27 protein-coding genes and 1 pseudogene are annotated in these 25257 nt (G+C 62.0%); 12 read left to right on the forward strand and 16 right to left on the reverse strand.

Annotation, left to right across the window (positions count from 1 at the left end; genetic code table 11):
* From RHE_RS26590 to oiaX, 9 genes are all read right to left on the reverse strand, one after another.
* Window positions 1-1062: an ABC transporter permease gene (locus RHE_RS26590; RefSeq protein ID WP_042119942.1), complete on the reverse strand. Its 1062-nt coding sequence runs from the start codon at window positions 1060-1062 to the stop codon at window positions 1-3.
* The gene (locus RHE_RS26595) at window positions 1059-2609 is read right to left on the reverse strand and encodes a sugar ABC transporter ATP-binding protein (RefSeq protein WP_011428347.1); all 1551 of its coding nucleotides are present in this window, start codon (window positions 2607-2609) and stop codon (window positions 1059-1061) included. Before RHE_RS26595 ends, RHE_RS26590 begins: the two co-directional genes overlap by 4 nt.
* Window positions 2606-3250 (reverse strand): DUF2291 family protein, encoded by a 645-nt coding sequence (locus RHE_RS26600; protein WP_042119944.1) that lies wholly within the window; start codon window positions 3248-3250, stop codon window positions 2606-2608. Before RHE_RS26600 ends, RHE_RS26595 begins: the two co-directional genes overlap by 4 nt.
* 73 nt (window positions 3251-3323) lie before the next feature.
* On the reverse strand, window positions 3324-4265 hold the full coding sequence (locus RHE_RS26605; protein ID WP_011428349.1) for a D-ribose ABC transporter substrate-binding protein: 942 nt from the start codon (window positions 4263-4265) through the stop codon (window positions 3324-3326).
* Window positions 4266-4361: 96 nt separating this feature from the next.
* Window positions 4362-5189, reverse strand: a complete 828-nt coding sequence (locus RHE_RS26610; RefSeq protein WP_011428350.1) for a phosphogluconate dehydrogenase C-terminal domain-containing protein — start codon at window positions 5187-5189, stop codon at window positions 4362-4364.
* 78 nt (window positions 5190-5267) lie between these two features.
* Complete coding sequence (derI, locus tag RHE_RS26615) at window positions 5268-5714, reverse strand: D-erythrulose-4-phosphate isomerase (RefSeq protein ID WP_009997599.1); 447 nt, start codon at window positions 5712-5714, stop codon at window positions 5268-5270.
* Entirely contained in the window at window positions 5711-6514 is an 804-nt protein-coding gene (locus tag RHE_RS26620; RefSeq protein WP_011428351.1) for a triose-phosphate isomerase, read from the reverse strand. Before RHE_RS26620 ends, derI begins: the two co-directional genes overlap by 4 nt.
* 1 nt (window position 6515) lies before the next feature.
* Window positions 6516-7850: a four-carbon acid sugar kinase family protein gene (locus RHE_RS26625; RefSeq protein ID WP_011428352.1), complete on the reverse strand. Its 1335-nt coding sequence runs from the start codon at window positions 7848-7850 to the stop codon at window positions 6516-6518.
* Between the two features lie 5 nt (window positions 7851-7855).
* A complete protein-coding gene (gene oiaX, locus RHE_RS26630; protein ID WP_244425832.1) occupies window positions 7856-9151 on the reverse strand; it encodes a 3-oxo-isoapionate-4-phosphate decarboxylase OiaX in 1296 nt (431 codons plus the stop codon).
* A 140-nt stretch (window positions 9152-9291) separates the two neighbouring features.
* Here oiaX and RHE_RS26635 point away from each other — a divergent pair, with 140 nt between their 5' ends.
* The 8 genes from RHE_RS26635 to RHE_RS26670 all read left to right on the forward strand — a co-directional run bounded on the left by RHE_RS26635 (window position 9292) and on the right by RHE_RS26670 (window position 18646).
* The gene (locus RHE_RS26635; RefSeq protein ID WP_011428354.1) at window positions 9292-9996 is read left to right on the forward strand and encodes a transcriptional regulator NanR; all 705 of its coding nucleotides are present in this window, start codon (window positions 9292-9294) and stop codon (window positions 9994-9996) included.
* Window positions 9997-10120: 124 nt separating this feature from the next.
* Window positions 10121-10441, forward strand: coding sequence for a hypothetical protein (locus RHE_RS26640; RefSeq protein ID WP_011428355.1), 321 nt, complete (start codon window positions 10121-10123; stop codon window positions 10439-10441).
* A gap of 313 nt (window positions 10442-10754) precedes the next feature.
* Window positions 10755-12608 (forward strand): ABC transporter ATP-binding protein, encoded by a 1854-nt coding sequence (locus RHE_RS26645; protein WP_042119947.1) that lies wholly within the window; start codon window positions 10755-10757, stop codon window positions 12606-12608.
* A gap of 84 nt (window positions 12609-12692) precedes the next feature.
* The gene (locus RHE_RS26650) at window positions 12693-13697 is read left to right on the forward strand and encodes a LacI family DNA-binding transcriptional regulator (RefSeq protein ID WP_042119948.1); all 1005 of its coding nucleotides are present in this window, start codon (window positions 12693-12695) and stop codon (window positions 13695-13697) included.
* Window positions 13698-13733: 36 nt separating this feature from the next.
* Window positions 13734-15023 carry an ABC transporter substrate-binding protein gene (locus tag RHE_RS26655; protein ID WP_011428358.1) on the forward strand — a complete coding sequence of 430 codons (1290 nt, stop codon included), beginning with the start codon at window positions 13734-13736 and terminating at the stop codon, window positions 15021-15023.
* Between the two features lie 76 nt (window positions 15024-15099).
* A complete protein-coding gene (locus RHE_RS26660) occupies window positions 15100-16038 on the forward strand; it encodes a carbohydrate ABC transporter permease (protein WP_011428359.1) in 939 nt (312 codons plus the stop codon).
* Window positions 16031-16924 carry a carbohydrate ABC transporter permease gene (locus RHE_RS26665; protein ID WP_011428360.1) on the forward strand — a complete coding sequence of 298 codons (894 nt, stop codon included), beginning with the start codon at window positions 16031-16033 and terminating at the stop codon, window positions 16922-16924. The genes RHE_RS26660 and RHE_RS26665 overlap by 8 nt, the downstream gene beginning before the upstream one ends.
* A gap of 3 nt (window positions 16925-16927) precedes the next feature.
* Window positions 16928-18646: a GH32 C-terminal domain-containing protein gene (locus tag RHE_RS26670; protein ID WP_011428361.1), complete on the forward strand. Its 1719-nt coding sequence runs from the start codon at window positions 16928-16930 to the stop codon at window positions 18644-18646.
* Between the two features lie 75 nt (window positions 18647-18721).
* On the opposite strand, the gene RHE_RS26675 is transcribed toward RHE_RS26670, so the two are convergent.
* Window positions 18722-19225: a YciE/YciF ferroxidase family protein gene (locus tag RHE_RS26675; protein ID WP_011428362.1), complete on the reverse strand. Its 504-nt coding sequence runs from the start codon at window positions 19223-19225 to the stop codon at window positions 18722-18724.
* A 284-nt stretch (window positions 19226-19509) separates the two neighbouring features.
* Between RHE_RS26675 and RHE_RS26680 the strand changes: the two genes are divergently transcribed.
* Window positions 19510-20037 carry a sigma-70 family RNA polymerase sigma factor gene (locus RHE_RS26680; RefSeq protein WP_011428363.1) on the forward strand — a complete coding sequence of 176 codons (528 nt, stop codon included), beginning with the start codon at window positions 19510-19512 and terminating at the stop codon, window positions 20035-20037.
* Between the two features lie 130 nt (window positions 20038-20167).
* Window positions 20168-21493, forward strand: coding sequence for a cytochrome P450 (locus RHE_RS26685; RefSeq protein WP_011428364.1), 1326 nt, complete (start codon window positions 20168-20170; stop codon window positions 21491-21493).
* A 34-nt stretch (window positions 21494-21527) separates the two neighbouring features.
* Here the strand turns inward: RHE_RS26685 and RHE_RS33865 are convergent, their stop codons facing one another.
* From RHE_RS33865 to RHE_RS26695, 4 genes are all read right to left on the reverse strand, one after another.
* On the reverse strand, window positions 21528-21698 hold the full coding sequence (locus RHE_RS33865) for a hypothetical protein (RefSeq protein WP_166486949.1): 171 nt from the start codon (window positions 21696-21698) through the stop codon (window positions 21528-21530).
* A complete protein-coding gene (locus tag RHE_RS33870; protein WP_166486950.1) occupies window positions 21698-21850 on the reverse strand; it encodes a hypothetical protein in 153 nt (50 codons plus the stop codon). The genes RHE_RS33865 and RHE_RS33870 overlap by 1 nt, the downstream gene beginning before the upstream one ends.
* Window positions 21851-21917: 67 nt before the next feature.
* Window positions 21918-22562: an NrsF family protein gene (locus RHE_RS26690; protein WP_011428366.1), complete on the reverse strand. Its 645-nt coding sequence runs from the start codon at window positions 22560-22562 to the stop codon at window positions 21918-21920.
* On the reverse strand, window positions 22559-23107 hold the full coding sequence (locus RHE_RS26695) for a sigma-70 family RNA polymerase sigma factor (RefSeq protein ID WP_011428367.1): 549 nt from the start codon (window positions 23105-23107) through the stop codon (window positions 22559-22561). The genes RHE_RS26690 and RHE_RS26695 overlap by 4 nt, the downstream gene beginning before the upstream one ends.
* A gap of 247 nt (window positions 23108-23354) precedes the next feature.
* On the opposite strand from RHE_RS26695, the pseudogene RHE_RS33875 reads away from it, so the two are divergent.
* Window positions 23355-23489: pseudogene (locus RHE_RS33875) on the forward strand (molybdopterin-binding protein); the annotation flags it as partial.
* Between the two features lie 79 nt (window positions 23490-23568).
* Here the strand turns inward: RHE_RS33875 and RHE_RS33880 are convergent.
* Together RHE_RS33880 and RHE_RS26705 are read right to left on the reverse strand one after the other, a co-directional pair.
* The gene (locus RHE_RS33880; RefSeq protein ID WP_244425833.1) at window positions 23569-23838 is read right to left on the reverse strand and encodes a cyclic nucleotide-binding domain-containing protein; all 270 of its coding nucleotides are present in this window, start codon (window positions 23836-23838) and stop codon (window positions 23569-23571) included.
* A 243-nt stretch (window positions 23839-24081) separates the two neighbouring features.
* Entirely contained in the window at window positions 24082-24594 is a 513-nt protein-coding gene (locus tag RHE_RS26705) for a ferritin-like domain-containing protein (RefSeq protein ID WP_011428369.1), read from the reverse strand.
* 160 nt (window positions 24595-24754) lie between these two features.
* On the opposite strand from RHE_RS26705, the gene RHE_RS26710 reads away from it, so the two are divergent.
* A complete protein-coding gene (locus RHE_RS26710) occupies window positions 24755-25252 on the forward strand; it encodes a DUF4142 domain-containing protein (RefSeq protein WP_011428370.1) in 498 nt (165 codons plus the stop codon).
* Window positions 25253-25257 lie beyond the last annotated feature (5 nt).

Below are 25257 nucleotides of genomic sequence, written 5' to 3' on the forward strand. Positions count from 1 at the left end.
TCAACCTGCCTTTGCCATCTGCATTAGGGTGACGCGCTGCTGCAGGCGGCGCTGCGCCTGGTCGACGACCACGGCGATGATGATCACGAGGCCCTTGATGACCATCTGCCAGAAGGAGGAAACGCCCATCATGACAAGCCCGTCGGAGAGAATGCCGATGACAAAGGCGCCGATGATCGTGCCGCCGATCGTGCCGCGCCCGCCCGACATCGAGGTGCCGCCGAGCACGGCTGCGGCGATCGCGTTGAGCTCGAAGCTTTCGCCAGTCGCCGGATGGGCGGCCATCAGCTCCGAGGAGATGACGACGCCGACGATTGCCGCGCAAAGGCCGGAAAACATATAGACGAAGATTTTCACGACATCGACGCGAATGCCGGACATGCGCGCCGCCCGCTCATTGCCGCCGACGGCAAAGATGTGGCGGCCGATCGGCGTCGAGCGGGCGACATAGGCGGCTGCGAGCGCCAGTACGATCAGGATCCAGATCGACACCGGCAGGCCGAGAATGCGTCCCGCGCCGAAGAAATCGAATCCGGTGGTGGCATATTCCGGCCGGCCGACGAGGTTCGGAAAGGTCTGTCCATCCGACGACAGCAGCGCCAGGCCGCGGGCGATATAGAGCGTCCCGAGCGTGGCGATGAAGGGCGCGACGTTGAGCTTGGTGATCAGGAGACCGTTGACGAGGCCGATAACAAGGCCGATCGACAGCGTGATCAGCACGATCTCAAATAGGTTGAAATAGATGGTGTAGCCGATCGGCAGCTCGATGCCGTAGAGGATCAGCCCGCCGGCGACCATGCCGCAGAGCCCGACGATCGAGCCGACTGAAAGGTCGATGCCGCCGGTGATGATGACGAAGGTCATGCCCATGGCGAGGAAGGCGTTCAGCGCCACATGCTTCGACATCAGGATCATGTTCGCCGTCGAGGTGAAGTTCGGCGCGAAGAGCGCAAAGAAGATGATGACAGCGAAGAGGGCGATGAACGTCCTGAGCTTCATCAGCGTCAGGAGCGCCGAGCCGTTGGCGCCCTTCGGCGCAAGAGTTGAAGTAGCCGCCATCATGACGCGAGTTTCCCTTGATGTCCGTGTCCCTTGGCCGAGGCCGCGATAATGGCGTCTTCCGTCGCTTCGTCCCTGTTGAAGACGGCGACGAGCTGGCCATTGCTCAAGACCGCGATGCGGTCTGATAGCGCCATGACCTCTTCGAGGTCGGAGGTCGAAAACAGAATGGCGAGCCCATTTGCCGCCAGCCGGCGCATGGTGCGGAAGACGTCGGCCTTGGCGCCGACATCGATGCCGCGGCTCGGCTCGTCCATCAGCAGCACCTTCGGATTGGTCATCAGCGCCTTACCGATGACGACCTTCTGCTGGTTGCCGCCGGACATCGAGGTGACCTCGAAATCCGGGTTCGGCGCCTTGATGGAAAGATCGCGGATCGCGTCCTGAATGGCATTCTTTTCCGCGCCGCTGTCGATGTGGAAGAGCCGGGTGAAGCGCGACAGGCTTGCGAGCGTCAGGTTGGAGGCGATGGAGAGCACCTGCACCAGCCCCTCGCGCTGCCGGTCTTCTGGGATCAGCGCCAGGCCGCGGCGGATGCGCCGGGTGGTGTCGCGGGCGCGTACTTGCCTGCCGTCGATGAAGATCTTGCCGGTCGAATGCGTGTGCCGCCCGATCACGCATTCGAAGAATTCGCTGCGCCCGGCGCCCATCAGGCCGTAGATGCCGAGGATCTCGCCTGCCTTGACCGACAGGGAAACGTCGTTGACCGCAAGCCCGCCGGTCGGCCGGGGAAGGCTGATGTTTTCGGCGCGGAAGACTTCCTCGCCGACGGAATGGGTGACGGATTTGGCGAAATCCTTGGCGTCCGAGCCGATCATCGAACGGACGATCCAGCGCGTGTCGATGTCGCGCACCATGGCATGGCCGGTGATCTGGCCGTCGCGCAGCACGGTGATGTAATCGCCGATCCGCATCAACTCCTCCAGCCGGTGCGAGATGTAGACGATCGCCACGCCCTGCGCCTTCAGCTCGGTGATCACCTTGAACAGGATCTCGACTTCGGCCGCCGACAGCGCCGAGGTCGGCTCGTCCATGATCAGGATGCGGGCATTAAGCGACATCGCTTTGGCGATCTCCACCAACTGCTGCTGGCCGATCGGCAGGTCCTCGACCATCGTGTCCGCCCCGATGCCGGCATCGAGACGCCGCAGGAATTCATTGGCTTTCGCGACCTGCGCCTTGTGGTCGATGCCGAGCAGGCCGCGGGTGATCTCGCGCCTGGTGAAGATGTTTTCGGCGACCGACATGTTGGCGAAGAGATTGAGCTCCTGGAAGATCATGCCGATGCCGTTCGCCTGCGCGTCGGCCGGGCTGTCGAAGTTAACCGGCTTGCCGTCCAGAATGATGCGGCCGTGCGTCGGGCGCTCGACACCGGCGATGATCTTCATCAGCGTCGATTTGCCGGCGCCGTTTTCGCCGACCAGAACATTGACCGCGCCGCGGCGCAGCTCCAGATTGGCGCGCTTGACGGCGACGATGCCGGAATAGACCTTCGACACGTCGTCGAGACGGAGGATGATATCGTCCTGATGTGCGTCTGCCGCCGTCATGATCCTACCTTCAGTTCCGAAGGTGTCACGAGCGGCAGCTCGCCGCTTCTCGGCAGCGGGAAGGCGCCGGTCACGCTCACCGTCTTGCCGATGAGACCGTCGCGCGGGGCGGCGGAGAGGAAGGCGGCATTGGCCTTCTCGTTGAACGCCTTGCCGAACTGCGCCCATTCGATCTGGTTCTTGAACTCGTTGAAATTGACGAAATCGAGCGTGTCGCGCAGCGCCGTGCCGCGCAGCGCCGGGCCTATCTGCACCTTCGCATCGGCCTTGCCGTCGCCATCGGCATCGACATCGAGCGTCGCCGCGCGCGAGGCCGTGTCGGCCGCGACGACCGTGCCGGTGATCTTCACCGCATAGGTCCAGGGCGAGCTGCTCTGCTTGCGTGGATTGCCGTATTTTTCGCCCGCGGCATCGGGGCTCGTCGAAACGAGCTGCATGACGTCCTTCAGCTCGCCGGCGCGCTTTTCGAAATAGGGCACGACCTGAGGCTGCCAGATCGCCTCGACCTTGGCATTCGGATCGAAAGCGGTCTTGGCCGCGGCCGCCGCCTTCTCCTCCGCGGTCGGCGTCTTGATGATCTTGCAACCGGGCAGGGCCGCCGCCAGGACGGCAGCCAACAATGCGCCCTTCATTCTCAACATGCGGGTGAACCTCGGCGTCTCGCAAAATGCATTGCGGAGGGCGCAACATTGCACCCTCCGCAATTGGGGCTGATCAGTTCGTCAGGGCGAAGGTTTCGAGCTTGCCGGCATTGTCGGCATTGATGAGAACGCAGTCCATCAGCTGCTTCTCTTCCTTCGGCGTCGTCTTGTTCTTGATGTAGGCGTCAGCCTGTTCCACGGCGAGCTGCGCCTGCGCATAGGCCGGCTGCAGCACGGTCGCCTTGATGCCGCCCGACTTGATGGAGTCGCGGACATCATTGGAGCCGTCGAAACCGACGACGATCACGTCCTTGCGGCCCGCGGCCTGCAGCGCTGCGATCGCGCCCATCGCCATGGTGTCATTGCCTGAAATGACGCCCTTGATATCGGGATTGGCCTGAAGGATGGTTTCCATCTTCGAATAGGCTTCCGTCTGGCTCCAGTTGGCCGACTGCTTGGCGACCGACTTCATCTCGGGATAATCGTCGATGACGTCGTGATAGCCCTGCGAGCGGATGCCGGCATTGGTGTCGGACTCCTTGCCGACCAGCTCGACATAATTGCCCTTCTCGCCCATCAGCTTGACGAATTCCTGCGCGCCGAGCTGCGCGCCCTGATAGTTGTTCGAGACGATCTGGGCGACGGCGACGCCGGTCGCGTTGATCTCGCGGTCGATCAGGAAGGAGGGGATGCCTGCATCCTTGGCCTTCTTGACGGCGGCGACGGAAGCGTCCGCGCCCGCATTGTCGAGGATGATCGCCTTGGCGCCGCGCCCGATCGCCGTATCGATCATTTCCGACTGCTTGTTGGCGTCGTCGTCATGGGTCATGACGAGGGTCTCGTAGCCGAGCTCCTTCGCCTTGGCCTCGGCGCCGACGGCCTCGGCCTTAAAGAAGGGATTGTCATGCGCCGGCGTGATGATGGCGATGAGATCGGCCGCAAAAGCCGGCATGGCCGTGCCGAGCGCCAATGCGCTGGCAAAAGCTGCGAGTGTCAGTCTGCGTGTCAGTTTCATTCTTTCCTCCCGGTGGTGAATGACGCCCCGTTCTCCTCGGAGCGGTGCCCCGTCTCCCGGGGCGGTAGAGGGGAGGGCTTGCCTCCCCAAGCTGGTTCAGGTGATGCGCCGGATGCTTTCGGCGATCTCCTGCGGTTCGAAAACTTTCTTCCAATCGTCGCGCATCAACGCCGGGATGCCGAACTCGATCGCCTTGTTGCAGGCATCCGAGAAGACACCGTCGACCTCCTTGAAGATGACCGCGCCGAGCACGTTCATGTGGCCGAGCAGGAAATCGCGAGCCGCCTGTTCCGGCACGCCGCGCGCCACGCATTCGTCCATGGCCTGGCGCATGATGACGAGCAGCGAGGCGCAAACGGTTTCGGAAAGGCCGGGCTCGAGCATGGCGAGCTGATCGACCGTAACCCGGTGCGAACGCATGACCGGCGCCCAGATGACCTTGGCGATTTCCTCGCCGAGCGCATAGGCGCTTTCGGGACCCTGCATCAGCGCCGAGACGATGTGCTGTTTGGCGAAAAGGCCGCCGAAATGATCCTTCTTGGCCTGCATGTCCGTCTCGTCGTTAAAGATCGGCGGATGGCAGGGATGGGTGACGAAATAGGTGAGGTCGTCACGCTTCGGCAAATGGCCGGCGAAGGGAGCGGCAGCATCGAGCGCCACCACCATGGTGCGGGGCGCGAGCTTGTCGACGATGCCGGCCGCGACCTTGCCGATCGCCGTATCCGGCACGGCGAGGATGACGACCTCGGCCCCGTCGAGCGCGGGATCGACAGGCACGCAATCGAGGCCGAGATCGTTCTTCAGGCGGGCCTTCCCGGCATCGCTCACCTCGACATGGCGCACTTCGAAGCGCGAGCCTTTGAGATTTTTGGCAAGCCGGTATCCCATTTTGCCGCCGGCGCCGAAGAGAGCAATCTTGGTCATGTTTTCCTCACCTTTTCAGTTCTGGATAGGATCATAAACTGGTATGATGAGTCAATCACCATATCAGCAGTTCGGCGCTTAAGCCCCGTGTTTTTCTGCATCGAGCCGATCGATCGCCTGCACGTTGCCGGCCGATGGACCATCGGGGTCGAATTCGGAGGCGAGCCAGACGTCGACGATCGATTTTGCCAGTTCCGGTCCGATGACGCGGGCGCCCATAGTGATGATTTGGGCGTTGTTCGACTTCGCCGCGCGTTCAGCCGAATAGGTGTCGTGGGTAAGGGCGGCGCGAATGCCCGGCACCTTGTTGGCGGAGATGCACACGCCGATGCCGGTGCCGCAGAAAAGAATGCCGCGCTCATGCTCGCCGTCGACGATCGTCTGCGCCAAGCGCTGGGAGAGATCGGCATAAAAGCCGGACTGGCTGAGATCGTGCACTTCGAGATCCGCCTTGCCGGCGAGATGGGCGGCAATGACATCCAGGAGCGGTTTGCCGGCGCTGTCGGCGCCAATTGCGATCTTCATGGCAGTTTCCTTTCACTCGCCGTCTGGCGTGGAGATGAGCGGTCGATCGCCGCGCTGACGCGGGCGAGAATGTCGAGATAGCCTTCGACGGACCAGGCGGAGCGGCCGATGAACAGGCCGTCGATATCGGGCTGGCCGATCAGTTCCTCGCAATTGCCGGGATTGACGCTGCCGCCGTAGAGAACCGGCACCGGGCGGCCGAGAATGGATTTCGCCACTTCGGCGATCCCTCTGTGCCGCTCGGAGGCATAATCGGCCGTCGCCGGAATGCCGTTGACGCCGATCGCCCAGACCGGCTCGTAGGCAAGCAGGATCGGAGCCTCCCCGGCCTCGGTGTCGACACCCCGCAGGGCGGCCTCGACCTGCCGCCGCAGCACGGCGTCGGCCCGGCCCTCGTTGCGTTCCTGCAGGGTCTCGCCGATGCAGATCAGCGGCGTCAGGCCGTGGCGGATCGCGGCGGCAGCCTTGAGGCCGACGGTCTCGTCGGTCTCGCCGAAATGTTCGCGCCGCTCGGAATGGCCGAGCTCGACGAGATCGAGCCGGCAGTCCTTCAGCATCAGCGGCGAAATCTCGCCGGTCCAGGCGCCGGCATCCTCCCAATGCATGTTCTGCGCGCCAACCTTCACCGAGCTTTCGGTCAGTACACGCTTGACCTCGCGCACCGCCGTGAAGGAGGGGATGACGAAGCGCTGCACGCGGGGATCGCGTTCAAGATCCGCATCGGCGAGGCGGCGCGCGAAGGCGAGCGCTTCCTCAAGCGTCTTGTTCATCTTGAAGCTGGTGCCGACCCAGACGACCATCTCAGTTCTTCCTCCCGTCGCGGATCTGCGCGAAATAGCCATCCGTGCCGACCTGCCCGCCCTTCAGCGCGATCTGCAGACCGTTGGTCGGCTGGTAGTCGCCATGCGCAAGGCAAAGCGGCGAGCCCGGCGTCTGCGGCAGCGGCAGCAATGTCGTCAGCGCGTCGATCTTCAATTGCCGCAGCGCGTGGCTCGACGTATCGCCGCCGGCGACGACCGCGCGCGGCAGTGCTTCCTGCTCGATCAGCCTGCGCAGGATCGTGCCGAGCGCGCTGCCGAGCTGGTGGCGAGCGCCGGGAAGCCGGTCGATATCGGCGCCGCGGTCAGCGGATGGGCCGAGCGCCGTATGGAGGATGACGCTCCGGCCTTCCTTCAGCGTCCGGATGCCCGCGTGCACCGCCGCATCCACCGCAGCCTCTCCATTCGAGACCAGTGCAAGCGGATCGAGTGCGATGCTTTCGAAGCCATTTTCGACGGCCTTGCGGATCTGGCGCTCGGTCGTCGGCGAGACGCTGCCGGAGACGACGGCAAGCCGCTCGACCGGGCCGATATCGGGAAATTCGGCGCTGCCCCCGCCAATCGCGCCGGCCTGCCGCCAGGCGTTGAGCAGGGCGTATTCGACCCCCGAGGAGCCGGCGACGAAGCCTCCCGAGCGGGCGGCGACACGCAGCATCTGTCGCCCGGCTGCCGCCTGCGTCGCCTCGGAGTCGACATCGAGAAGCAGAATGCCGTCCGGATGGGACGCCAGCTCGTCGATCCGCCGGTCGGCATCGGCCGCGGTGATTGCGACGAGATCGGCAAGCAGCACGGGAAGCGAGGTCTGCTTCGACAGGTGCAGCGCAAGATCCGCCTCATCCATCGGCGTGACGGGATGGCGGCTCATCACGGGATGGCGGTCAATGCGGAAGACGCGGCCCTGATAGGCGGCGAAAAGATTGCCGAAAGCGGTGTAGCGCTTCAATTGCGGCGCGCCGACGATGACAGGCACGATCGATTGCCCGAAACTCGTGCGGCCGATCTCGATCGCCTTGCCAATATTGCCGATGCCGGGGCTGGAATCGAACGTCGAGCAGACCTTGTAATGGCAGATCGAAGCGCCGAGCGATTTCAGCCAGTCGAAGGCCGGCGCAAGGTGCTCCTCCATCCATGCCGGCGTCTCGCTGCGGCTCGTTCCGGCAATGCCGATGGCGCGGCAGTGGCTGAAACGGGCAAGCAGCTCCGGCCTGGGAAGGTCGAGGAAGAGCACGGTCTCGACGCCGTTCGAGGCGAGCGCCTCCATGACGTCGGTGGAGCCGGTGAAATCATCCCCGTAATAGCTGACGAGAACTCCATCCATCGCCGTCACGCGCCCTTGCCGTCGCTGAATTTGGCAATCGAGGCGGCAAGCTCCGGATGATCCTTGGCATAGACCTCCAGCGGAATGCCGGCGACCGCCGCCTGCCAGGCCTGCTGCACGGCGCGCACGCCGGCAGCAGGACCGCCGGGATGGCTGACGATGCCGCCGCCGCAGAGATAGAGAAGATCGATGGTGCGGCCGGTGCGCTCGTAGGTCTCCGGCGCCTGCCCGCCCCACTGGCCGGAGCCCGCGACCGGAAGCGGGCAATCGGCGGCATCGAAGAGCGGCGTGCTGACGGCCTTGAAGGAAGAGACGAAGCTCTCGTCCGGCTCCCAATATTTGATTCTGATGCCGTTGATCTGGAACTGGTCGACGCCGAGCAGCCGCCAGAACTGCTGATAGACCTTGAAATCCATGCCGGCGCCCGGATCGCGCGTCAGCACATCCCAGCCGTTGCGATGCGCATGCAGCACCAGGCTGGAGCGCTTGCGCAGGAAGCTCATGCCGCCGAAGCCGATCGAATTGATATTGACGACGGCGCAATTGCCGCCGGCCGCAGCGACGATATCGTGGTTGCGCATCATCTCGTCGGGATCGGCATGCGAGATGCCGAAGGCATACATGACCTTCTTGCCGGTCTTCTGCTCGTGATCGAGAATGCGCGGCATGATCGCGGCGACGCGCTCCTTGAGCGGCGAATAGGCCGGGCTCATCAGCTTCTCATCGTCCTTGATGAAGTCGACGCCCGACCCAATCAATTCGCCGACGAGTTCCGCCGTCTCGTGCGGCCTCAGCCCCAGTGCCGGCTTGACGATCGTGCCGATGATCGGGCGGCCCTCGACGCCGGTGAGGCGGCGGCTGCCCGCTATGCCGAATTGCGGCCCGGGATGGGCGCTCCGGAAAGCTTCGGGCAGCTTCATGTCGACGATGCGGATGCCGGTCATGCCCTTGATCGAATAGACGCCGCCGATCGCGATGGTCATCAGCGCCGAGAGATCTGTGCCGATCGCCTCCAGAGGGAAGGCAATGTCGACGTCGGCGCGGTGGAGCAGCGTGTCGGGCGCGGACTCGGGCCAGGTCGGATGGCGCGCATTCTCGAGCGGGCGGATCGCCAAAACCCGGGCGGCGACGCGCGATTTCAGCTCTTCCGTCTCGCCGGGAACCGGCACGAAGGTTCCGGTCGACTGGTCGCTGGCGATCTTGTCCGCCATCGTCTCGACGCTGCCGGGCGTTTCGATGCGGTAGGTCAGGGTTATCATCATGAAACGGCCGGCTGCTCCTCTCGCCATGGAGATTGTCATGGCGCCAACTCGTGATCTGGTATAATGAGTACTCCAACTGTTGAAAAGCGGAATCTTCGGCGGCGCAAATTTTCAGCCGCGAGCTTTGTTCTCGGCACGGAAAACTGTTAGGAGGAAGCATTTTGAGCCAGCGAGATCTCATGACCCAGCCCATCGAACAAATCGTCCGCCGGAAACTCTCCGACGAAGTGTTTGATCGACTCGAGCGGATGATCACCTCAGGCGAGCTTCAGCCCGGTGACGAAATGCCCTCCGAGCGGGTGCTGATGGAGCGCTTCGGCGTCGGCCGGCCGGCGATCCGTGAAGCCATGCAATCGCTCGCCAACAAGGGTCTCGTCAGCATCTCGCACGGCGAGCGCGCGAAGGTCTTGCGGCTGACGGCGAAATCGATCTTCCGCCAGGTCGATCTCACCGCCAAGATCATGCTGTCGCAATCGGCCGACTCGCTCGAACATCTGAAGAGCGCCCGCATCTTCTTCGAGCGCGGCATGGCCCGCGAAGCCGCGCAGCGCGCCTCGGCAACCGATATCAGCGATCTCAGGGACATCATCGAGCGTCAGCGCGCCTCGCTCGGGCGGGCCGAAGAGTTCATCGACGCCGACATGGAATTCCACACCCGCATCGCCCAGATTTCAGGCAACCCGATCTATGTCGCCGTCAGTGAGGCGATGCTTGCCTGGCTGAAGGAATATCACACCGAAATGCTGATCTGGACCGGCAAGGAAAAGTTCACGCTTGCCGAACACGACGAAATCGTCGACCGCCTCGAGGCCAACGATGTCGACGGCTCGGAGATGGCGCTCCTGAAGCATCTCGAAAGGTCGCGGGCGCTTTATACCAAGTAGCCCGCACCAGACGATGATCAGTCCGGGGATGCGGCGTAATTTGTCGTCAGCAGCTGCGGAACAATGACGTCGTGACGAGGTTGTGGATGAGCTAATCACGCAACATCCCAAGGAGGATCTCAGGATGCGTATGAAACTCGTAGCAGCTTCGCTCTTCGCGCTCGGCATGGCGACATCCGCTTTCGCCCAGTCCAACCCGGCCCCGGCCGGCGCCACGATCGACAAGAACCAGGCCGATCAGGGCGGCGGCGCGAGCGGCGACATGAAAGCCAAGAAGCCGATGGCCACCGATACCACCACGACCGGCTCAACCACCAGCGGCACGATGAAGACCGACAAGACCAAGTGCCCGAATCCGGTCAATAACTCCGCCAATCTCCAGACGCAGGGCGGCACGAGCAACGCCACCCCGATGGACGAGGCCTGCGCAGCGCATAACAACTGACCGGCTTGCCATGTACAAGGAACCCCGCTTCGGCGGGGTTCGGCTTCGGGAGAGCCTCATCCCGAGGTGCCCCGAAGGGGCCTCGACGGCGGGGTGGTGGCCGACACCCGATGAATGCAAGTAGCAGCGTCGGAGCGCGTCCTTCCAGGCTCCGGCCTCCAACCTGCGCGGTTCCCGCGTAGTTTGGGCATCCTCGATTTCAGACCCACCTTTCTGCAGCCTCCCGTTACCTACATTCACCAAAATTCTAGTTGAGATCGCAGTTCCAAGGTGATCCTATCCTCCGCCTGCGCAACATTTGACCGAGCGGCCCATGTCGATTTCAGATGCGATCTACCGTCCCTTCGAAACCCTGATCAGGCCGCTCGACATTCCTTACCGGCCGCTGCCGTCGAAGGGGCCGGTGACGGTGCTGCTGCATTTCATCTCAATGTTTCGCGGCGTGCTGATTGCGCTGGCGCTTTGCTCCATGGTGTTCGAGGTGATAAACCTGACGATCGTCTGGGGGCTCTCGGTCATCGTCGACGGCGTTACGCAGCAGGGTGCTGCCGCCTTCCTGCGCAGCGAATGGCCGCTGCTGACCGTTCTCGGACTACTGATCTTTCCCGTGATGCCGATCGTATCCTTCGTGCTCAATACGCTGAACTCGCATACATTGCGCATCGCCATGCCGGCCGCCATCCAGTGGCAGGGCCATAAGGCCGTGGAGCGGCAGGATATTGCCTTCTTCCATGATCTTTATGCCGGCCAGGTTTCCTCGCGGCTGCAGCAGGTCTCCTCCGCCGTCCAGCAGCAGATTCTCGCCGGCTTCCAGTCCATTCCCCGCTTCCTGATGCAGCTGGTGGGCTCGGTGATTTTGCTCAGCGCGCTCGCCTGGCAGCTCGCTTTGCCTGTGGTCGTCTGGATCGTGCTCAACGTCGCCTTCACCGCGAGGATCGTGCCGATCTTCGTCGAGCGCTCGCGCCGCACCGCCAAGCAGCGCAGCCTCGTCGCCGGCGCCATCACCGATCTCTATACCAACATGCAGATGATCAAGCAGTTTGCCGCCGAAGACAGCGAGGCGGGCGCCATCCGCCGCATTATCCGAAAGGCCGTGCACACGCAGCATGCCGAGCAGCGCATCTACCGCTCGTCGGAAGTGACCGTCGTCATCCTCAACACGCTCTTGTGGTTGACCATGCTGGCGATCGGATTTTCAGGTCTCGTCAGAGGCTTCCTCACGGTCGGCGAGTTCGTCGGCGCGGTCTATATTCTCAACCGGCTGTCGACGCAGATCTACGTCTTCATGCAGATGGGTCAGCAGATCTTCCAGGCGATCGGCACGATCAAGGACGCCATGCCCGTCATGACGACGCCGCCCACCATCACCGACCGGCCGGGTGCGACCGAACTTACGGTACAACAGGGCGAAATCCGTTTCGAAAACGTCCGTTTCGCCTACAAGTCAGGCAAACCCGTCATCGACAAACTGTCGCTGACGGTCCGGGCCGGTGAGAAAGTGGGCCTCGTCGGCCTCTCCGGCGCCGGCAAGACGACCCTCGCAAACCTGCTCCTGCGGTTTTACGACCTCACGGGCGGCGCGATCCTGATCGACGGGCAGGATATCCGCGCGGTGACGCAGGCAAGCCTTCGCCGCGCGATCGGCGTCATAGCCCAGGATGTTGCCCTGCTGCACCGTTCGGTCGGTGACAATATCCGCTACGGCCGGCCAGGAGCGACGCAGGAAGAAATCGAAAGGGTGACGAAGATGGCGAGCGCCGATGCCTTCATCGCTGATCTCACAGACAGCGAAGGCCGCAAGGGTTATGACGCCTTCGTCGGCGACCGCGGCATCAAACTGTCAGGCGGCCAGCGCCAGCGTGTCGCCATCGCTCGCGTGCTGTTGAAGGACGCGCCGATCCTGGTTCTCGACGAGGCGACCTCCGCCCTCGATAGCGAATCCGAAGCCGCCATCCAGGAAAGGCTGAATCTCGTCATGGACGGAAAGACTGTGATCGCCATCGCCCACCGCCTCTCGACGATTGCCAGGATGGACCGAATCGTCGTGCTCGATCACGGACGCATCGTGGAAGAAGGCCGGCCGGAAGAACTGGTCGAACGGGACGGGCTGTTTGCCCGGCTGTGGAGGCGCCAGACCGGCGGCTTCATTCCTGAGGAAATCGATTGAGCAGGGCAGGGAGATTTCATCCGCTTGACTCATCGAGAGGGGATTGGTACCGATGTGGGTAATCGATAACCCAAAGCGAATCCAGTGACAGCTTCCCTCAACGACATAGCCGCCCGCGCCGGCGTTTCCGTCAAGACCGTTTCGGGCGCCTTGCATGGTGGTTCGGCGCGCATGTCTGAGGAAACCCGGCAGCGGATCAAGGAGATCGCCGAGGAGCTCGGCTATGTCACCAACTTCGCCGCGCGCAGCATGCGGCAGGGCTGGATGCCGCTCGTCGGTCTCGTCGCCGACGATCTGATCACCTCGCCCTTCGCCACCGAGATCATCAGGGGGCTCGACGGCGCCGTGCGCGCGGCCGACATGGCCGTGTTCGCCATGACGCTCGGCGGCCACCGGAGCATCGCCTCGATCCTCGACGAGATGCGCCGCTTTCGCCCGCGGGCGATTGCCTATGCCGCCATGTATCACAAGAGCGTCGACCTGCCGCCCGAATTTGCCGATGCGGTCGGCGTGATGATCAACTGCCGGGACGCCAATGACCGCGTGACCTCGCTGGTGCCCGATGAATCCGGGGCGGCGATCGAGATTACCAATTATCTCATCGATGCCGGCCGTCGCAACATCGCCTTCATCAACCTGCCCGGGCTGCTCGCCGGCGAACTGCGGGAACTCGGGTTCCGGCAGGCGCTCGAGCACGCCGGCATCGACGGAGCCGGCGCCATCGTCCTGCCTGCCGTCAGCAAGGCGATCTACAGCGACCGCGCCCACAGCCTTGTCTCCGCGCATGTGCAGGAGCTGATGATCGGTCCCCGGCGCCCCGATGCCATCCTGTGCGGCAATGACCGGGTGGCCATGGAGGTCTATGCCGCGCTGCGCCGGGCAGGCGCGGCCATTCCCGACGACGTCGCCGTTGCGAGTTTCGACAACCAGGTCGAGATCGCCTCGCGTCTCGATCCACCACTGACCACCATGGCGCTCCCCCATCGCGCCATGGGCCGCCAGGCCGCCCAAATCCTGCTTGCCGAAGACCGCGCCCCGGTCGGGGTGCAGAAACTGCCGTTCCAGCTGGTGGAGCGGGCATCCGTATAATTGAAATAGGCCCATTCAAATGGAGGAGGAATTCTAATGGGTAAACGTTTACTTTGGACTCTGGTCATGTCCTCGGCACTGTCAGCCATAGGGGCGCAGGCAGCGGAGAAGACCGCAATACAGGTCATGCATCAGGGCGATCCCGGTTTCGTCGCCGCCTACGGAAAGGTCGCCGAGCGCTTCGAGGCCACAAATCCCGGTGTCGACGTGCAGTTCATCTATGCGCCGCACGATGCCTATAACGAGAAGTTCAGCGCCGCCGTCATGTCCAAGCAGCTGCCCGATGTGATGGAGCTCGATGCGCCGTTCCTCGCCAATTACGTCTGGTCGGGCTATCTTCAGCCGATCAAGCCGCTGATCGACAAGGATGTCGTCGACGACATGACGGAGTCCAACATCGCCCAGGGCACATACCCGATCGACAAGGACCTCTACGCAATCGGCCTGACCGACTCCTCGGTCGTTCTCTACGGCAACAAGCAATATCTCGAAGCGATCGGCGCCCGCATCCCGAAATCGGTCGACGACGCCTGGACGCGGGAGGAGTTCGAAACCTACCTGGAGAAGCTTTCCAAGCTCGACGGCGTGAAGTGGCCGATCGACACCTTCCGCGGCTACGGCATCAAGACCGAATGGATCACCTATGCCTATGGCCCAATCCTGCAATCGGCCGGCTGCGATCTCATCGACCGCAAGGCCTGGAAATCCGAGGGCACGCTTGATAGCGACGCCTGCGTCGATGCGCTTGCGATGATGCAGAAATGGGTTAAGAACGGCTGGGTCGTGCCGCAGTCGGCCGGAACCAACCAGTTCTTCGTCGAAGGCAATCCGGCCGCGCTGGCGCTCGGCGGACACTGGGTCTATGCCGAGGCTGCTGCGACCATGAAGGACAATATCGTCGTGCTGCCGCTTCCGAAGTTCGGCGCCAAGGGTGCCAGCCCTGACGGCACCTGGATCTGGGCGGTCACCAAGACGTCGGCGCATCCCGAAATCGCAGGCAAATTCATAAGTTTCCTGCTGAAGGACAAGGAATACAGGGCCTTCGTCGCAAGCCAGTCCGGCTATCCCGGTCTGAAGAGCTTCGCCGCCGAATCTCCGCTCTATGCTCCCGGCGGCCCGATGGCGATCGCCTTCGAACAGGCATCGAAGACGGCCGTCGCCCGCCCGCCGCACCCAGCCTACCCCACGATCACCGCCGCCTTCATGCAGGCGGTCGACGAGGTGTTCAATGGCGGCGATCCGAAGGAGGCGCTGACAGCGGCCGCCGAGAAGATCGACCAGGATATCGAGGACAATGACGGCTATCCGCCGTTTGGCGAAGAGTAATAGACGTGATCGCCCTGCAAGTCCCCGCCTGATATTGCAGGGCGAACACCGGCATCCGGCTGGAGAGGAGGAGCCAATGACCATGCAACAAGCAACATCGTCATCATCCGTCCGAAAGGCTCCGGCGCGCCGGCATGACACGGGACGACTGATGCAGGAAACGGCGATGCTCGCGCCGGCCGTGATCCTTTTGACAGTGTTTCTGATCGTGCCGTTCTTCCTGTCCTTCTGGACGGCGATGACCAACCAGCCCCTGGTGCCGCGCCCGACGCCGGTCCGCTTCGTCTGGTTCAACAATTTCCTCCGCATCTTCCAGGACGATCTGTTCTGGACCGCCCTCTGGAACGTCTCGCGCTTCACCTTCTGGATCATCCCGGCGCAGTGCGGCCTCGCTTTCGCGACCGCGCTGCTGCTTCATCAGAAGCTGCCGTTGCGCAATCTGCTGCGCGGCATGTTCTTCCTGCCGGCGATTACTTCCATGGTCGTGGTCTGCGTCATCTGGGGCACCCTGTTCCAATATCCGACGGGGCCGTTCAACCAGATCCTTGGCTTCCTCTCGGGCGGCGCGATCCAGCCGATCGACTGGCTCGGCGATCCCCAATGGGCGATGTTCTCGCTCGTCCTGCTCTCGGCCTGGCAGGCCTACGGTTTCCAGATGATCGTCTACCTCGCCGGTCTCCAGGGCATTCCCGACGAACTCTACGATGCCGCCAAGATCGACGGTGCGAACGCCTTCCGGCGTTTCTGGCACGTCACGATGCCAGGCTTGCGGCCGACCCATGTCTTCGTGCTTGTCATCACCACCATCCAGGCGTTCAAGCTCTATACCCAGGTCGCCATCCTCACGCAGGGCGGGCCGAAGAGCAGCACCGAAACCGTGGTGCATTATATGGTCCGGGCCGGTTTCGAGGAGCAGAAGATGGGTTATGCCTCCGCCGTCTCGGTCATCCTGTTCGTCATCGTTCTCGTCATCGCGCTGATCCAGCGCCAGCTCCTGAGGCGCTTCGATGTCTGATCTCGCTCTCTCGATCCCTGAGGCCCGCACCGCACGACCCCGCTCCGCCGCCAGGGTCCTGCGCACCGTCCAGACCGTCTGCATCTTCATCATCGCATTGGTGATCGTCTCTCCATTGCTGCTGCTCGTCGTCGCCAGCCTCAAGGACGACCGGTTCCAGATTCTGGCCGATATGGGCAGTTTCCGCGCCTTCTGGGTTTCGAATCCGACGCTCTCCAACTATGCGGAGGTCGGCCACCTCTCGGGCCAACTCGCCTTCGGCCGTTACCTCATCAACTCGCTGATCATCCTGGTCACCACCGTCTGCTCCGGCCTGGTCGTCAACTCGATGGCCGGCTTCGTCCTCGCCTGGGGGTCGCTGAGGGGCCGGGCGGTCATCCTGTCGGTGGTGATCGCACTCTATGTGATCCCGCAGGAAAGCATCATCATGCCCCTCGTGATCATGGTATCCAGGGCGGGAATGTCCGATACTTTCGCGGTGCAGATCGTGCCGTGGGTCGCGAGCCCTCTCTACATCTTCCTGTTCTACCAGTTCTTCACGCAACTGCCGAAGGAGCTGCTGGAAGCCGCCGAGATGGACGGCGCTTCCTTTTTCCGGGCCTATCGCTCCATTTTCCTGCCGCTCAGCCTGCCCGCCCTTGCCACCGTATCGATCCTGATGGGCATCGAGACCTGGAACCAGTATCTCTGGCCGATCCTCGTGACGCAGACGGATTATGCCCGGCCGATCGCCGTCGCCATTGCCACGTTCTTCGGGCAGGACAGCATCTACTGGGATCGCGCAATGGCCGCCTCCGTTTTGATGATGATCCCGATCCTGGGGCTCTACCTCGTTTTCCAACGCTGGTTCGTGAGTTCCTTTATCGGCTCTGCCGTGAAAGGTTGAAGGATGACAAGCCAAGCGATATTTCCGTCCGGTGAAGGCGGGCGGGCGACGATCAGCGCCGTCCTGCCGGCGGGAACCACAATCCATGCCTGGATCAAGGCCTTGCGTGGCGGCGCCCTGGGAAGGCTGAGCGCTCAAGTCGACGGCGATCCGGCCTGTGCCGTCGAAACATCAAATCTCTATGAATTCGAGTTTCGGCTGCTGACGCTGGAGCGCGGTGGAGATACCGCCTTGTCCTACGATCCCGCTGCGACGAGCGTCTCGCTTGTCTATGCCTTCTCTCAGCCCCGCGTTCTCGAAGAGGGCATCCGGCTGCTGCATATCAGGCCTTCGAATGCCGCACCCGACATTACCGGCGGCTATCACTTCCGCCCGCCTTTCGGCTGGATGAACGATCCCAATGGGTTTGGAAGCTTCGGCGGCAAGGTGCACCTCTTCTATCAGCACTATCCCCATAGCCTTCGTTGGAACAACATGCATTGGGGTCATGCGGTCTCGGAGGACTACCTTCGCTGGACGCATCTCCCGATCTTTCTTCCGCCTTCGGACGAACTCGCCGCCCGGGCCGACGGGCTGGGCGGCGCATTTTCCGGCTCCGCGATCGCTCTTCCCGGCGATGAAGCCGGCTTTCGCATCTTCTTCACCGAACACATGAAGGACCGGGAACCCGAGGAACAGGTTCAGTTCACAGCCATCAGCCGCGATCTTGTCAACGTCGAACCGGCAAGCCTGATCCTGCCCACGCGGCCCGCGGGCCTCGGTCTGACGAAGGACTTCCGCGATCCCTATGTCTTCCCGGGCCCCGACGACAAATGGAAGATGCTCGTGGGCACGCGCGACCGCGAGGGCGGCGTCATCCTGCTCTACGAAACCGATGACCCGGCTGCGGCGACAGGATGGACCTTCCTCGGCATTCTTCACCGCGAGAACCGCTTCGGCATGACGGCGGCGGAATGCCCTTGCATGGTGCCTCTCAACGGTGCCGCAAATGACCCAGCGACATGCTGGGCCCTTATCTTCGGTCTTCTGACCAGCCGCGACCCGGCCACGGGCCGGCGCAATATCACGCTTGCCACCGTCGGCCGCTTCGATGGCCACAGCTTTTCTGTCGAGTTCGAGCAGGAGTTGGACTTCGGCACCGACGCCTACGCGTTCCAGGCCTTCGTCGACAAGACCGGTCCGGTCGGCATCGCATGGCTTGCGAACTGGACGGATGTTTCAAAGGAGGTCGATATGCCGACGGCGATGACGCTGCCGCGGCGGCTGGCATTGCACGGCGGCGCGCTGATCACGGCGCCGGTCGCCGGTGTCGAAACTCTGCGGCAGCGACAGCTGGATTCTCAAGACCTTCTGAACGGCCGTGCGGTCAATCTCGCCAACGGCTCTGTCGAGATCCTCCTCACGCTCGAGGAAGCGGGCAACGCCTTCCATCTCGCATTCGAACATCCCGAGGCGGCGGTCGCGGTACAGTTGAATGACGAGGGACTGAGCATTCTCTTTTCGGGAGCGGGTGCCAAGAGCTCGCCCCGTTATATCGCCGCCGGAGCACGCCCGGCAACCATCCGCATATTCCTCGACGCAGGCTCCATCGAGGTCTTCGGTGACGATGGCCGCTGGGCGGGCACTAAGCGGCTGCCGGGGTTTAAGGGGATAAATTCCATGCGGCTCGACGCACCAGAGGGACATGTGCTCAACGCCAATATCTGGCAACTTGGTCTTTGATCTCAGGTGCAATCCTGGCAAACGCACGGCCGCCGGGGCGCCGGCCGTTGCGAAGGATCATGGCGCATTGAGCGGCTAGGCCGCCTTGCCCTTACCCTTGATGTTGGCTGAAGATTCGGCGAGCCGCGTGAGCTTCTTGTCGGTTGCCTCTTCTTCCGCCAGCGTAGCCTGCAGCAGCGGCACGGCATCCTTGAGGCCGAGCTGCTTTGCCCATGCGATCAACGTGCCGTAGCGGGCGATTTCGTAATGCTCGACGGACTGGGCGGACGAAATCAGGCCGGCATCGAGGGCAGCGGTGCCCTTGAATTCGTCCATGATCTCCTCGGCTTCGGCGATGATGCCCTGGATGGCCTCGCAGGTCTTGCCGCGTGCCGGTTTGCCGATCATTTCGAAAACCTGTTCGAGGCGTTCGACCTGCGCCTGAGTCTCGTCGCGATGCTGCAGAAAACCGGCTTTGCCCTCTTCCAATTGCGCGGCGCGGGCCATCTTCGGCAGAGCCTTCAGGATCTGCTTTTCGGCATAGTAGATGTCCTTGAGAGTATCGAGAAACAGGTCGTTCAGAGTCTTCTCGGTTGCCATTTATTCCTCCTGTGGCGTGTCGTGACGACAATCAACTCTCGCATGGGTCGGATGTTCCCGATCGGAAATATGACGCCCCTTTGGCCGGAGGCGTCAACTCTATCCGGCCAAGGAAGAGACCGTCCGACAGCATCGAGACGGCGATCACCGAACGACTGCGGGGCGCCGTTGTTCCCATCCGCAAGCCGGCGAGCATGTGCCGCCCCAGCCCGGGACTTGTGTCCGGTATCGTACGGCAACGATTAGGGAGCCAGCGACTTTCCTTCTCATCCCAGGAGAGAAAAATGGCTTCCTCGTCTTCAGCACGCCCCGCGTCGCATTGTAAAGAAAAATCCGCAATCGAACGGGAGATCGTGGAACTGACGCCGGCATTGCGCGCCTTTGCCCGAAGGTTCCTGCGCAGCGATGATGATATCGACGACCTTGTTCAGGAAACCTTGCTGAAGGCGCTGAACTCGCTTCATCTCTACCAGCCCGGCACCTCCCTCAAATCATGGCTTTTCACCATCCTGCGAAACACATTCTGCACCAACTATCGCCGGAAGAAGCGCGAGCCGGCGGGAATGGACGCGGCGATGGAACAGGTGGCGATCGCCCCGACGCAGGAGTGGGTGCTGCGGGAGCACGAGTTGCAGCGAGCCCTCACTCTTCTTTCCGATGACAGGCGCCGGGCTCTTACATTGGTGGCTGCCGGAACGAGTTATGAGGACGCCGCCAAGATGTGCGGGTGCCGGATCGGCACCTTGAAAAGCCGGGTGAGCCGCGCCCGCGAGTGCCTTATTGCGATGCTCGGAAACCATCTCGTCGATTGAGCGGCTTGCGCCAGTCCCGCTTCGCCTCGAGCGGCGAGCGGAACAAACGGTCATGGTCTTGGTTCCAATCCCAATCGATGAGATCGCCGATCGGATCGCTATGGTCAACCGCCGGCCAGGCTGAACAGTCATGAACGCGCGAAGTCATGCCATCTTTCCCAGAGTTAATCGCGCCGGATGGCTCGATACGCTTCGCGTATTGACTGCGGTCGTGGCTCCGACGGTTGCCAAGGGCATCATCATTCGCCGCCCGACAATGGAGCGTCTGGCGGAGCGGCAGGGCTTCGACACAACCGCCGTGAAGCAGATGCAGCGGCTGAAAAGCAAATACGGGCCGGCCCCTCTTCTGCTGCCGATCCCATTGCGACCACAGCTGCTGATCCTCGATTCGGCCGATGTCGCCACGGTGCTTCAATCGTCGCCCGAACCGTTTGCCGCGGCGACTATGGAAAAGCATGCGGCCCTTGTTCACTTCGAGCCGGAGAACCTGCTTATCTCATCGAACTCTCGGCGCGCCGAGCTGCGGCCAGCCCATGAGCACGCTTTGGCAACCGCAGACCGGCTGCATCCATATGCGATGCATTTCAAGAATATCGTCGACGCCGAATTCCTGCAGATCCTGAAGCTGCCTCGTGAACTCGATTGGCCGGCCTTTTCGCAGGCCTGGTTCCGGATCGTCCGGCGAGTCGTCCTCGGCGAACGAGCGCGCAAGGACGTTACATTGACCGAGACCTTGGATGAACTTCGAGGCCGGGCGAACTGGGCATTTGCCGCCCCGGTCGATCAGCGCAAGCTTGCCCGATTTCATGAGCACGTCGGCCGCTATCTGGTGGACCCGGAAAAGCACAGTCTTGTCAATCGATTTCCCAAAGGCGATAAGCTTGCTCCGGAAAACCAGGTAGCCCAGTGGCTGTTTGCCTTTGATGCAGCCGGTACTGCCGTTATAAGGACGCTCGCCTTGCTGGCCTGCCATGTGAGCTACTGGGGCAAAGCCGTGGAAGAGGCCATGGGCGTGGATCTCGATCGGCCCTTCACACGCAGCTGTCTGCTGGAAGTCCTGCGTCTCTGGCCGACGACTCCCGCAATCCTCAGGCAACTGACCAAGGATATCCAGTCAGGCGATAGGGTCATCGCCCGCGGTACGGGCGTCATCATCTTCGTCCCCTTCTTCCATCGAGACCCTGCGCTCGTCTATGCCGATCGGATGGAACCCAGCATTTGGGGACGGAACGATGCGTTGCCGGCCGCCGGACTCGTGCCTTTCAGCGCCGGTCCTGTCATTTGCCCGGCACATAATCTTGTGCCGGCGATTGCAAGCCTTGCCGTGGGCACGTTCTTGTCGTCCGCCGATATTGTGCTGCTGCATCCGTCTTTAACCGTCGCCAACCTGCCTGGCACCCTCAATCACTTCGACATCCGGCTGAAGCTGACGGCGCGCCGCAGGGAAAATAGATGACGCCGCAAGGGGAGAACGTCCAGTTCGCGTCGGCTCACAGCCTTTGCATCACGCCGTAGACGAGGATCGAGACGTAAAGCAGAAAGACGATAGCGACCGTCGTCGCGATCACGGCGACGACCAGCCACAGGGTTTTCAGCCAATCCGGCTGCCGTTTGGCCCTCGGCCACTCCAAGCGGATCGGATTGTCTTTGGGCCATTTCATCAAGGATTGGCTTCCGTTGAAGATTGCGTGGGCCGATTGCTTATATTGTTTGAGTTCCACGAGAGCGTAGCGCCGAACACGATCACGAGTCCAACCAGCAGGATGGCTCCTAAATAGATCATGAAAGCGCGACGATCCGATTCGTCGTTCATCTTTCTCTCCTTCGCCCCTCGAACCAGGCGAAACCCGGAATGTTCCGGTCACGAATTGAGGAGGGATCTACCAACGGAGCAGACGAGGTCCGGTCATGGCGCCGACGGCACCGATGAGCAAGATGCCGAGCGTGTACCAGATCAACACGAAAGGCATGCCGTTTTCGGTGCAGAACCAGGAATAGACCCAGGCGCCGGCTCCTCCCGCGGCAATGCCGGCGACAAAGCCGGTCAGCCGCAGATCCACCGGCGCCGCGCGGCGCAGCGCCCAGACCGTGCCGGCATAGACCGGGATCGCAAAGCCTGCGATGAGCGGGGGGCAATGCAGCGCCGAGGAGCCGAGGATCAGCAATCGATAGCTCTCGCTCGGCGCCGTCAAGAGCTGGATGACCGCGACGGCTGCCATGGCGGCGAAGATCAATCCAAGCAAACCAAAAAAGCGCCCCTCGGAACCATCGGGTCGGGAAAGCCGAAAAACGGTGGCAAAGGCGGCCGCCGCAATCAGGGCATTATAGGCGGACTTGATCCAGAAGACCGGCAGCGTCAGCACGTTGGGCATATCGACTCGGGGACCAAGAATGATCAGCATCAGCAGAAGGGAAAGTCCGAGGGCCGGCAGTATGCCGAGCGCAAAGCGGCGCCATAGCGCGTTGCGCGGCACCGGCTTGAGGTCGCTTGCCAATCGTTCGATGAGATCGTCTGTCTTTGTCACGATGTGCCTCGCAGTCTTTCTCCAATCGCCTTGAGCGCCCGATGGATGCTGACTTTCACCGCCGACTCGGACTGACCGGTGCGGTTTGCGGCGTCCGCGACCGAGCTGCCCTCGAGCTTCACCTGCCGGATCAGTTCCTGCTGTCTCAACGGCAAGCCGTCGAGCAACCGCTCGACATCCATGCGGGCGGTCAGCCGATCCTCGCTGAAGTCGCTTTCGATCTCGTCATCAAGCTCGGTCTCGGCCAGCCTGCGTCCGCCACGGCCGCGATGATGGTCGATCAGCTTGTACCGGGCGATCGAGAAAAACCAGGCGGTAAAAGGTCTGTTCCGGTCATAGGTAGATCGCCGGGAATGCAGTGCCAGCAATGTCTCCTGGACCAGATCTTCCATGTCCGCTCTCGTCGCCGCAGCCATCCTGCGGCTGTAATAGCCGACAAGCAGCACGCGCAAAGCCGTCAGCAAACGCCGATAGGCAGCCTCGTCCCCGTCAAGGGACAGAAGCATCAATGCTTTCAGGGCTTCTTCCGAATGGGCGGTGGTCATGCTGTCAAAGAGCTCATTCGTGAAAACGGACAATCGGTTACAGCGAAAAACAAAGATTTTTGAACTGCAGCTCTACCACATGCACGTCAAGCTGTAACGCATTCCGACGCTTGTCGAATGGAGAGGCGTCAGCCACCGGCAGGCGCCGCGGACACGGCAATCCGATTTAGGAGATTTCGGTTGAAAGCTTTTTTACAGCCTTTGCAGCCTGCACGTCGTCGTGGTTCTCGCTTGCAAGGGCCGCCTCCTCGAACGGTCGCTTGGTTACAAGCAGGCAAAGCTACTGACCCGGATCGAAGCACTCACGGATCTCGGGGAGCTTTGCGGCGGCAATGGTGGATTCTCGGAGGATCGCGGCTACGAATGGTATGCGGGGATATAGCTGCCGCTGTTATCCCTGAGCAGACGATCGGCCCGAAAGAGCCCATCGCTTCGATTTTCTCAGAGGTCCAATCAGCCGCTCATATTCCTCCTCCGCCCTGCCGTAGGCGAAACCCGTCACGACCGAACAACCCGGCTTCGACGCGATTGCCCTCGGGGGAAATGTTGATGATCGAACCTACTCCCGAGCACGGGAAATAAGCGTAGTCGATCGTTGCGCCGGCGTTGGCCATGACAAAGCCGCGAGGGGTGTCGCACGGTTCGAGATGAGAAACGACAGTTGCAAGCTCTCCCTCAGGCAAGAGGGCGAACAACCGGTTTTCCTTGGTCGGTGTCGTTGCTTCTGTCAATGCTCGCCCTCCGGGAAGTGTGAGGTTTGGAGGCAGCCTGATCGAATCAGATGGGAAAACCGGCTGGTTATCCGGCTCTCCACGCACGCAACTCACGAACCCTCCCTTGGTTCCCGCTTTGAGCGGAATCGACGAAAGGCGTCGTGCAGGACTTGCCGGTGGGGTCGACAAAGACGGCGTTGACGATGACATCGTTCGACAGGCGATCGCCGTCAGGACGCTCATTCCGTCCGCCTATTGTTCTCAAACCTTTGCCGTCTCACCTGCCTCGCGCAGCGAGAGGAACTTCTTCGTCAGAGCGGCGAGATTGTCGTTGATCCATTCCGCCATCGCCAACTCCTCTGCCAGATTGGCCTGAAGCCCGGTCATGGCGGCGCCGTATCCACCCGCCTCGGAAACTGCCAGCAGCGACTTGTAAGCCGCCGCTTCGTAGTGCTCGAAAGCAAAATTGGCAAAGGCGTTCTTCAGTATTTCGTCGCCGGCGACCGTGTGGCCAAGCGCTGCCATCGATCCGGTGAACGACAGCGCCAAGTCCTTCAGCGTCGACTTGTCCTCGTTAAGACCGTCGAGAATCTCCTCCAAGCGATTGATCTGCCCTTCAGTCTCGCGGATATGCTGATCTAGTTTTGCTGCGACCTCCGGGTAATTGTCGATCCGTTTCAATTGGGGCTTCATGATGCTGAGCGCCTGGTTTTCCATCGCATGTGCATTCCTCAGTCCAACGACGAAGACGTCACGAATTTCCTTCTCTGGCATAGCTGGCCTCCTTTGTTTGAAAGTCCCTAACCGCAACGACTCCTCCTGGTTCCCGCGTTTAAAAGGTTGACTGCAACTGTCTTCGATTATGGGAACCGTCCCCCGGTTCGGTTGTTGGGGCGCATTGCCTGCCTCAACCGAGTGAACACGGAGAACGATGATGCGGCTCTTACTCAACCTTTGCCTTCTCTTCTTCGCCACGGGGCCGTCCTTGGCTGCCGAAGAGGCGGCCCGTCGAGCGGCAAGCGATTTCGCCACCACCGCCACAATCTCGAACATGTTCGAGGTGGATGCCGCAAAAATCGAAATTGCTAAGGGGGCGGCAGGTGACGCCAAACAGTTCGCCGACGACATGCTGAACGATCATGAGCGCGCGGGTGCGGTAATTGCCGATGCAGCCAAGAAGGACGGCGTGCAGCTACCGACAGCCATTGACGACGAGCATAAAAAGAAGCTTGAAGCGCTTCAGCAGAGCGACCTGGAAAATCTCGACCAGGCCTATCTCTCGACGCAAGTGACGGCGCATCAGGATGCAGTGGCGCTTTTTGATGACTATTCGCAGAATGGGCCTGATGGGGCGCTGAAGCGCGCGTCGCAGAAGATCCTGCCGGACCTTAGAATGCATCTAACGCGAATCCGAGGGCTGGCAGCGAAGTGAGGGAC

The sequence above is a fragment of the Rhizobium etli CFN 42 genome (genome assembly GCF_000092045.1).
In the GTDB taxonomy this organism is placed as follows: domain Bacteria; phylum Pseudomonadota; class Alphaproteobacteria; order Rhizobiales; family Rhizobiaceae; genus Rhizobium; species Rhizobium etli.

Bases quoted from the DNA above. Each gene is read 5' to 3' on its own strand.
- RHE_RS26590 (WP_042119942.1), bottom strand. From the start codon at position 1,062: ATGATGGCGGCTACTTCAACTCTTGCGCCGAAGGGCGCCAACGGCTCG.
- RHE_RS26595 (WP_011428347.1), bottom strand. From the start codon at position 2,609: ATGACGGCGGCAGACGCACATCAGGACGATATCATCCTCCGTCTCGAC.
- RHE_RS26600 (WP_042119944.1), bottom strand. From the start codon at position 3,250: ATGTTGAGAATGAAGGGCGCATTGTTGGCTGCCGTCCTGGCGGCGGCC.
- RHE_RS26605 (WP_011428349.1), bottom strand. From the start codon at position 4,265: ATGAAACTGACACGCAGACTGACACTCGCAGCTTTTGCCAGCGCATTG.
- RHE_RS26610 (WP_011428350.1), bottom strand. From the start codon at position 5,189: ATGACCAAGATTGCTCTCTTCGGCGCCGGCGGCAAAATGGGATACCGG.
- derI (WP_009997599.1), bottom strand. From the start codon at position 5,714: ATGAAGATCGCAATTGGCGCCGACAGCGCCGGCAAACCGCTCCTGGAT.
- RHE_RS26620 (WP_011428351.1), bottom strand. From the start codon at position 6,514: ATGGTCGTCTGGGTCGGCACCAGCTTCAAGATGAACAAGACGCTTGAG.
- RHE_RS26625 (WP_011428352.1), bottom strand. From the start codon at position 7,850: ATGGATGGAGTTCTCGTCAGCTATTACGGGGATGATTTCACCGGCTCC.
- oiaX (WP_244425832.1), bottom strand. From the start codon at position 9,151: ATGACAATCTCCATGGCGAGAGGAGCAGCCGGCCGTTTCATGATGATA.
- RHE_RS26635 (WP_011428354.1), top strand. From the start codon at position 9,292: ATGACCCAGCCCATCGAACAAATCGTCCGCCGGAAACTCTCCGACGAA.
- RHE_RS26640 (WP_011428355.1), top strand. From the start codon at position 10,121: ATGCGTATGAAACTCGTAGCAGCTTCGCTCTTCGCGCTCGGCATGGCG.
- RHE_RS26645 (WP_042119947.1), top strand. From the start codon at position 10,755: ATGTCGATTTCAGATGCGATCTACCGTCCCTTCGAAACCCTGATCAGG.
- RHE_RS26655 (WP_011428358.1), top strand. From the start codon at position 13,734: ATGGGTAAACGTTTACTTTGGACTCTGGTCATGTCCTCGGCACTGTCA.
- RHE_RS26660 (WP_011428359.1), top strand. From the start codon at position 15,100: ATGACCATGCAACAAGCAACATCGTCATCATCCGTCCGAAAGGCTCCG.
- RHE_RS26665 (WP_011428360.1), top strand. From the start codon at position 16,031: ATGTCTGATCTCGCTCTCTCGATCCCTGAGGCCCGCACCGCACGACCC.
- RHE_RS26670 (WP_011428361.1), top strand. From the start codon at position 16,928: ATGACAAGCCAAGCGATATTTCCGTCCGGTGAAGGCGGGCGGGCGACG.
- RHE_RS26675 (WP_011428362.1), bottom strand. From the start codon at position 19,225: ATGGCAACCGAGAAGACTCTGAACGACCTGTTTCTCGATACTCTCAAG.
- RHE_RS26680 (WP_011428363.1), top strand. From the start codon at position 19,510: ATGGCTTCCTCGTCTTCAGCACGCCCCGCGTCGCATTGTAAAGAAAAA.
- RHE_RS26685 (WP_011428364.1), top strand. From the start codon at position 20,168: ATGAACGCGCGAAGTCATGCCATCTTTCCCAGAGTTAATCGCGCCGGA.
- RHE_RS33865 (WP_166486949.1), bottom strand. From the start codon at position 21,698: ATGAAATGGCCCAAAGACAATCCGATCCGCTTGGAGTGGCCGAGGGCC.
- RHE_RS33870 (WP_166486950.1), bottom strand. From the start codon at position 21,850: ATGAACGACGAATCGGATCGTCGCGCTTTCATGATCTATTTAGGAGCC.
- RHE_RS26695 (WP_011428367.1), bottom strand. From the start codon at position 23,107: ATGACCACCGCCCATTCGGAAGAAGCCCTGAAAGCATTGATGCTTCTG.
- RHE_RS26705 (WP_011428369.1), bottom strand. From the start codon at position 24,594: ATGCCAGAGAAGGAAATTCGTGACGTCTTCGTCGTTGGACTGAGGAAT.
- RHE_RS26710 (WP_011428370.1), top strand. From the start codon at position 24,755: ATGCGGCTCTTACTCAACCTTTGCCTTCTCTTCTTCGCCACGGGGCCG.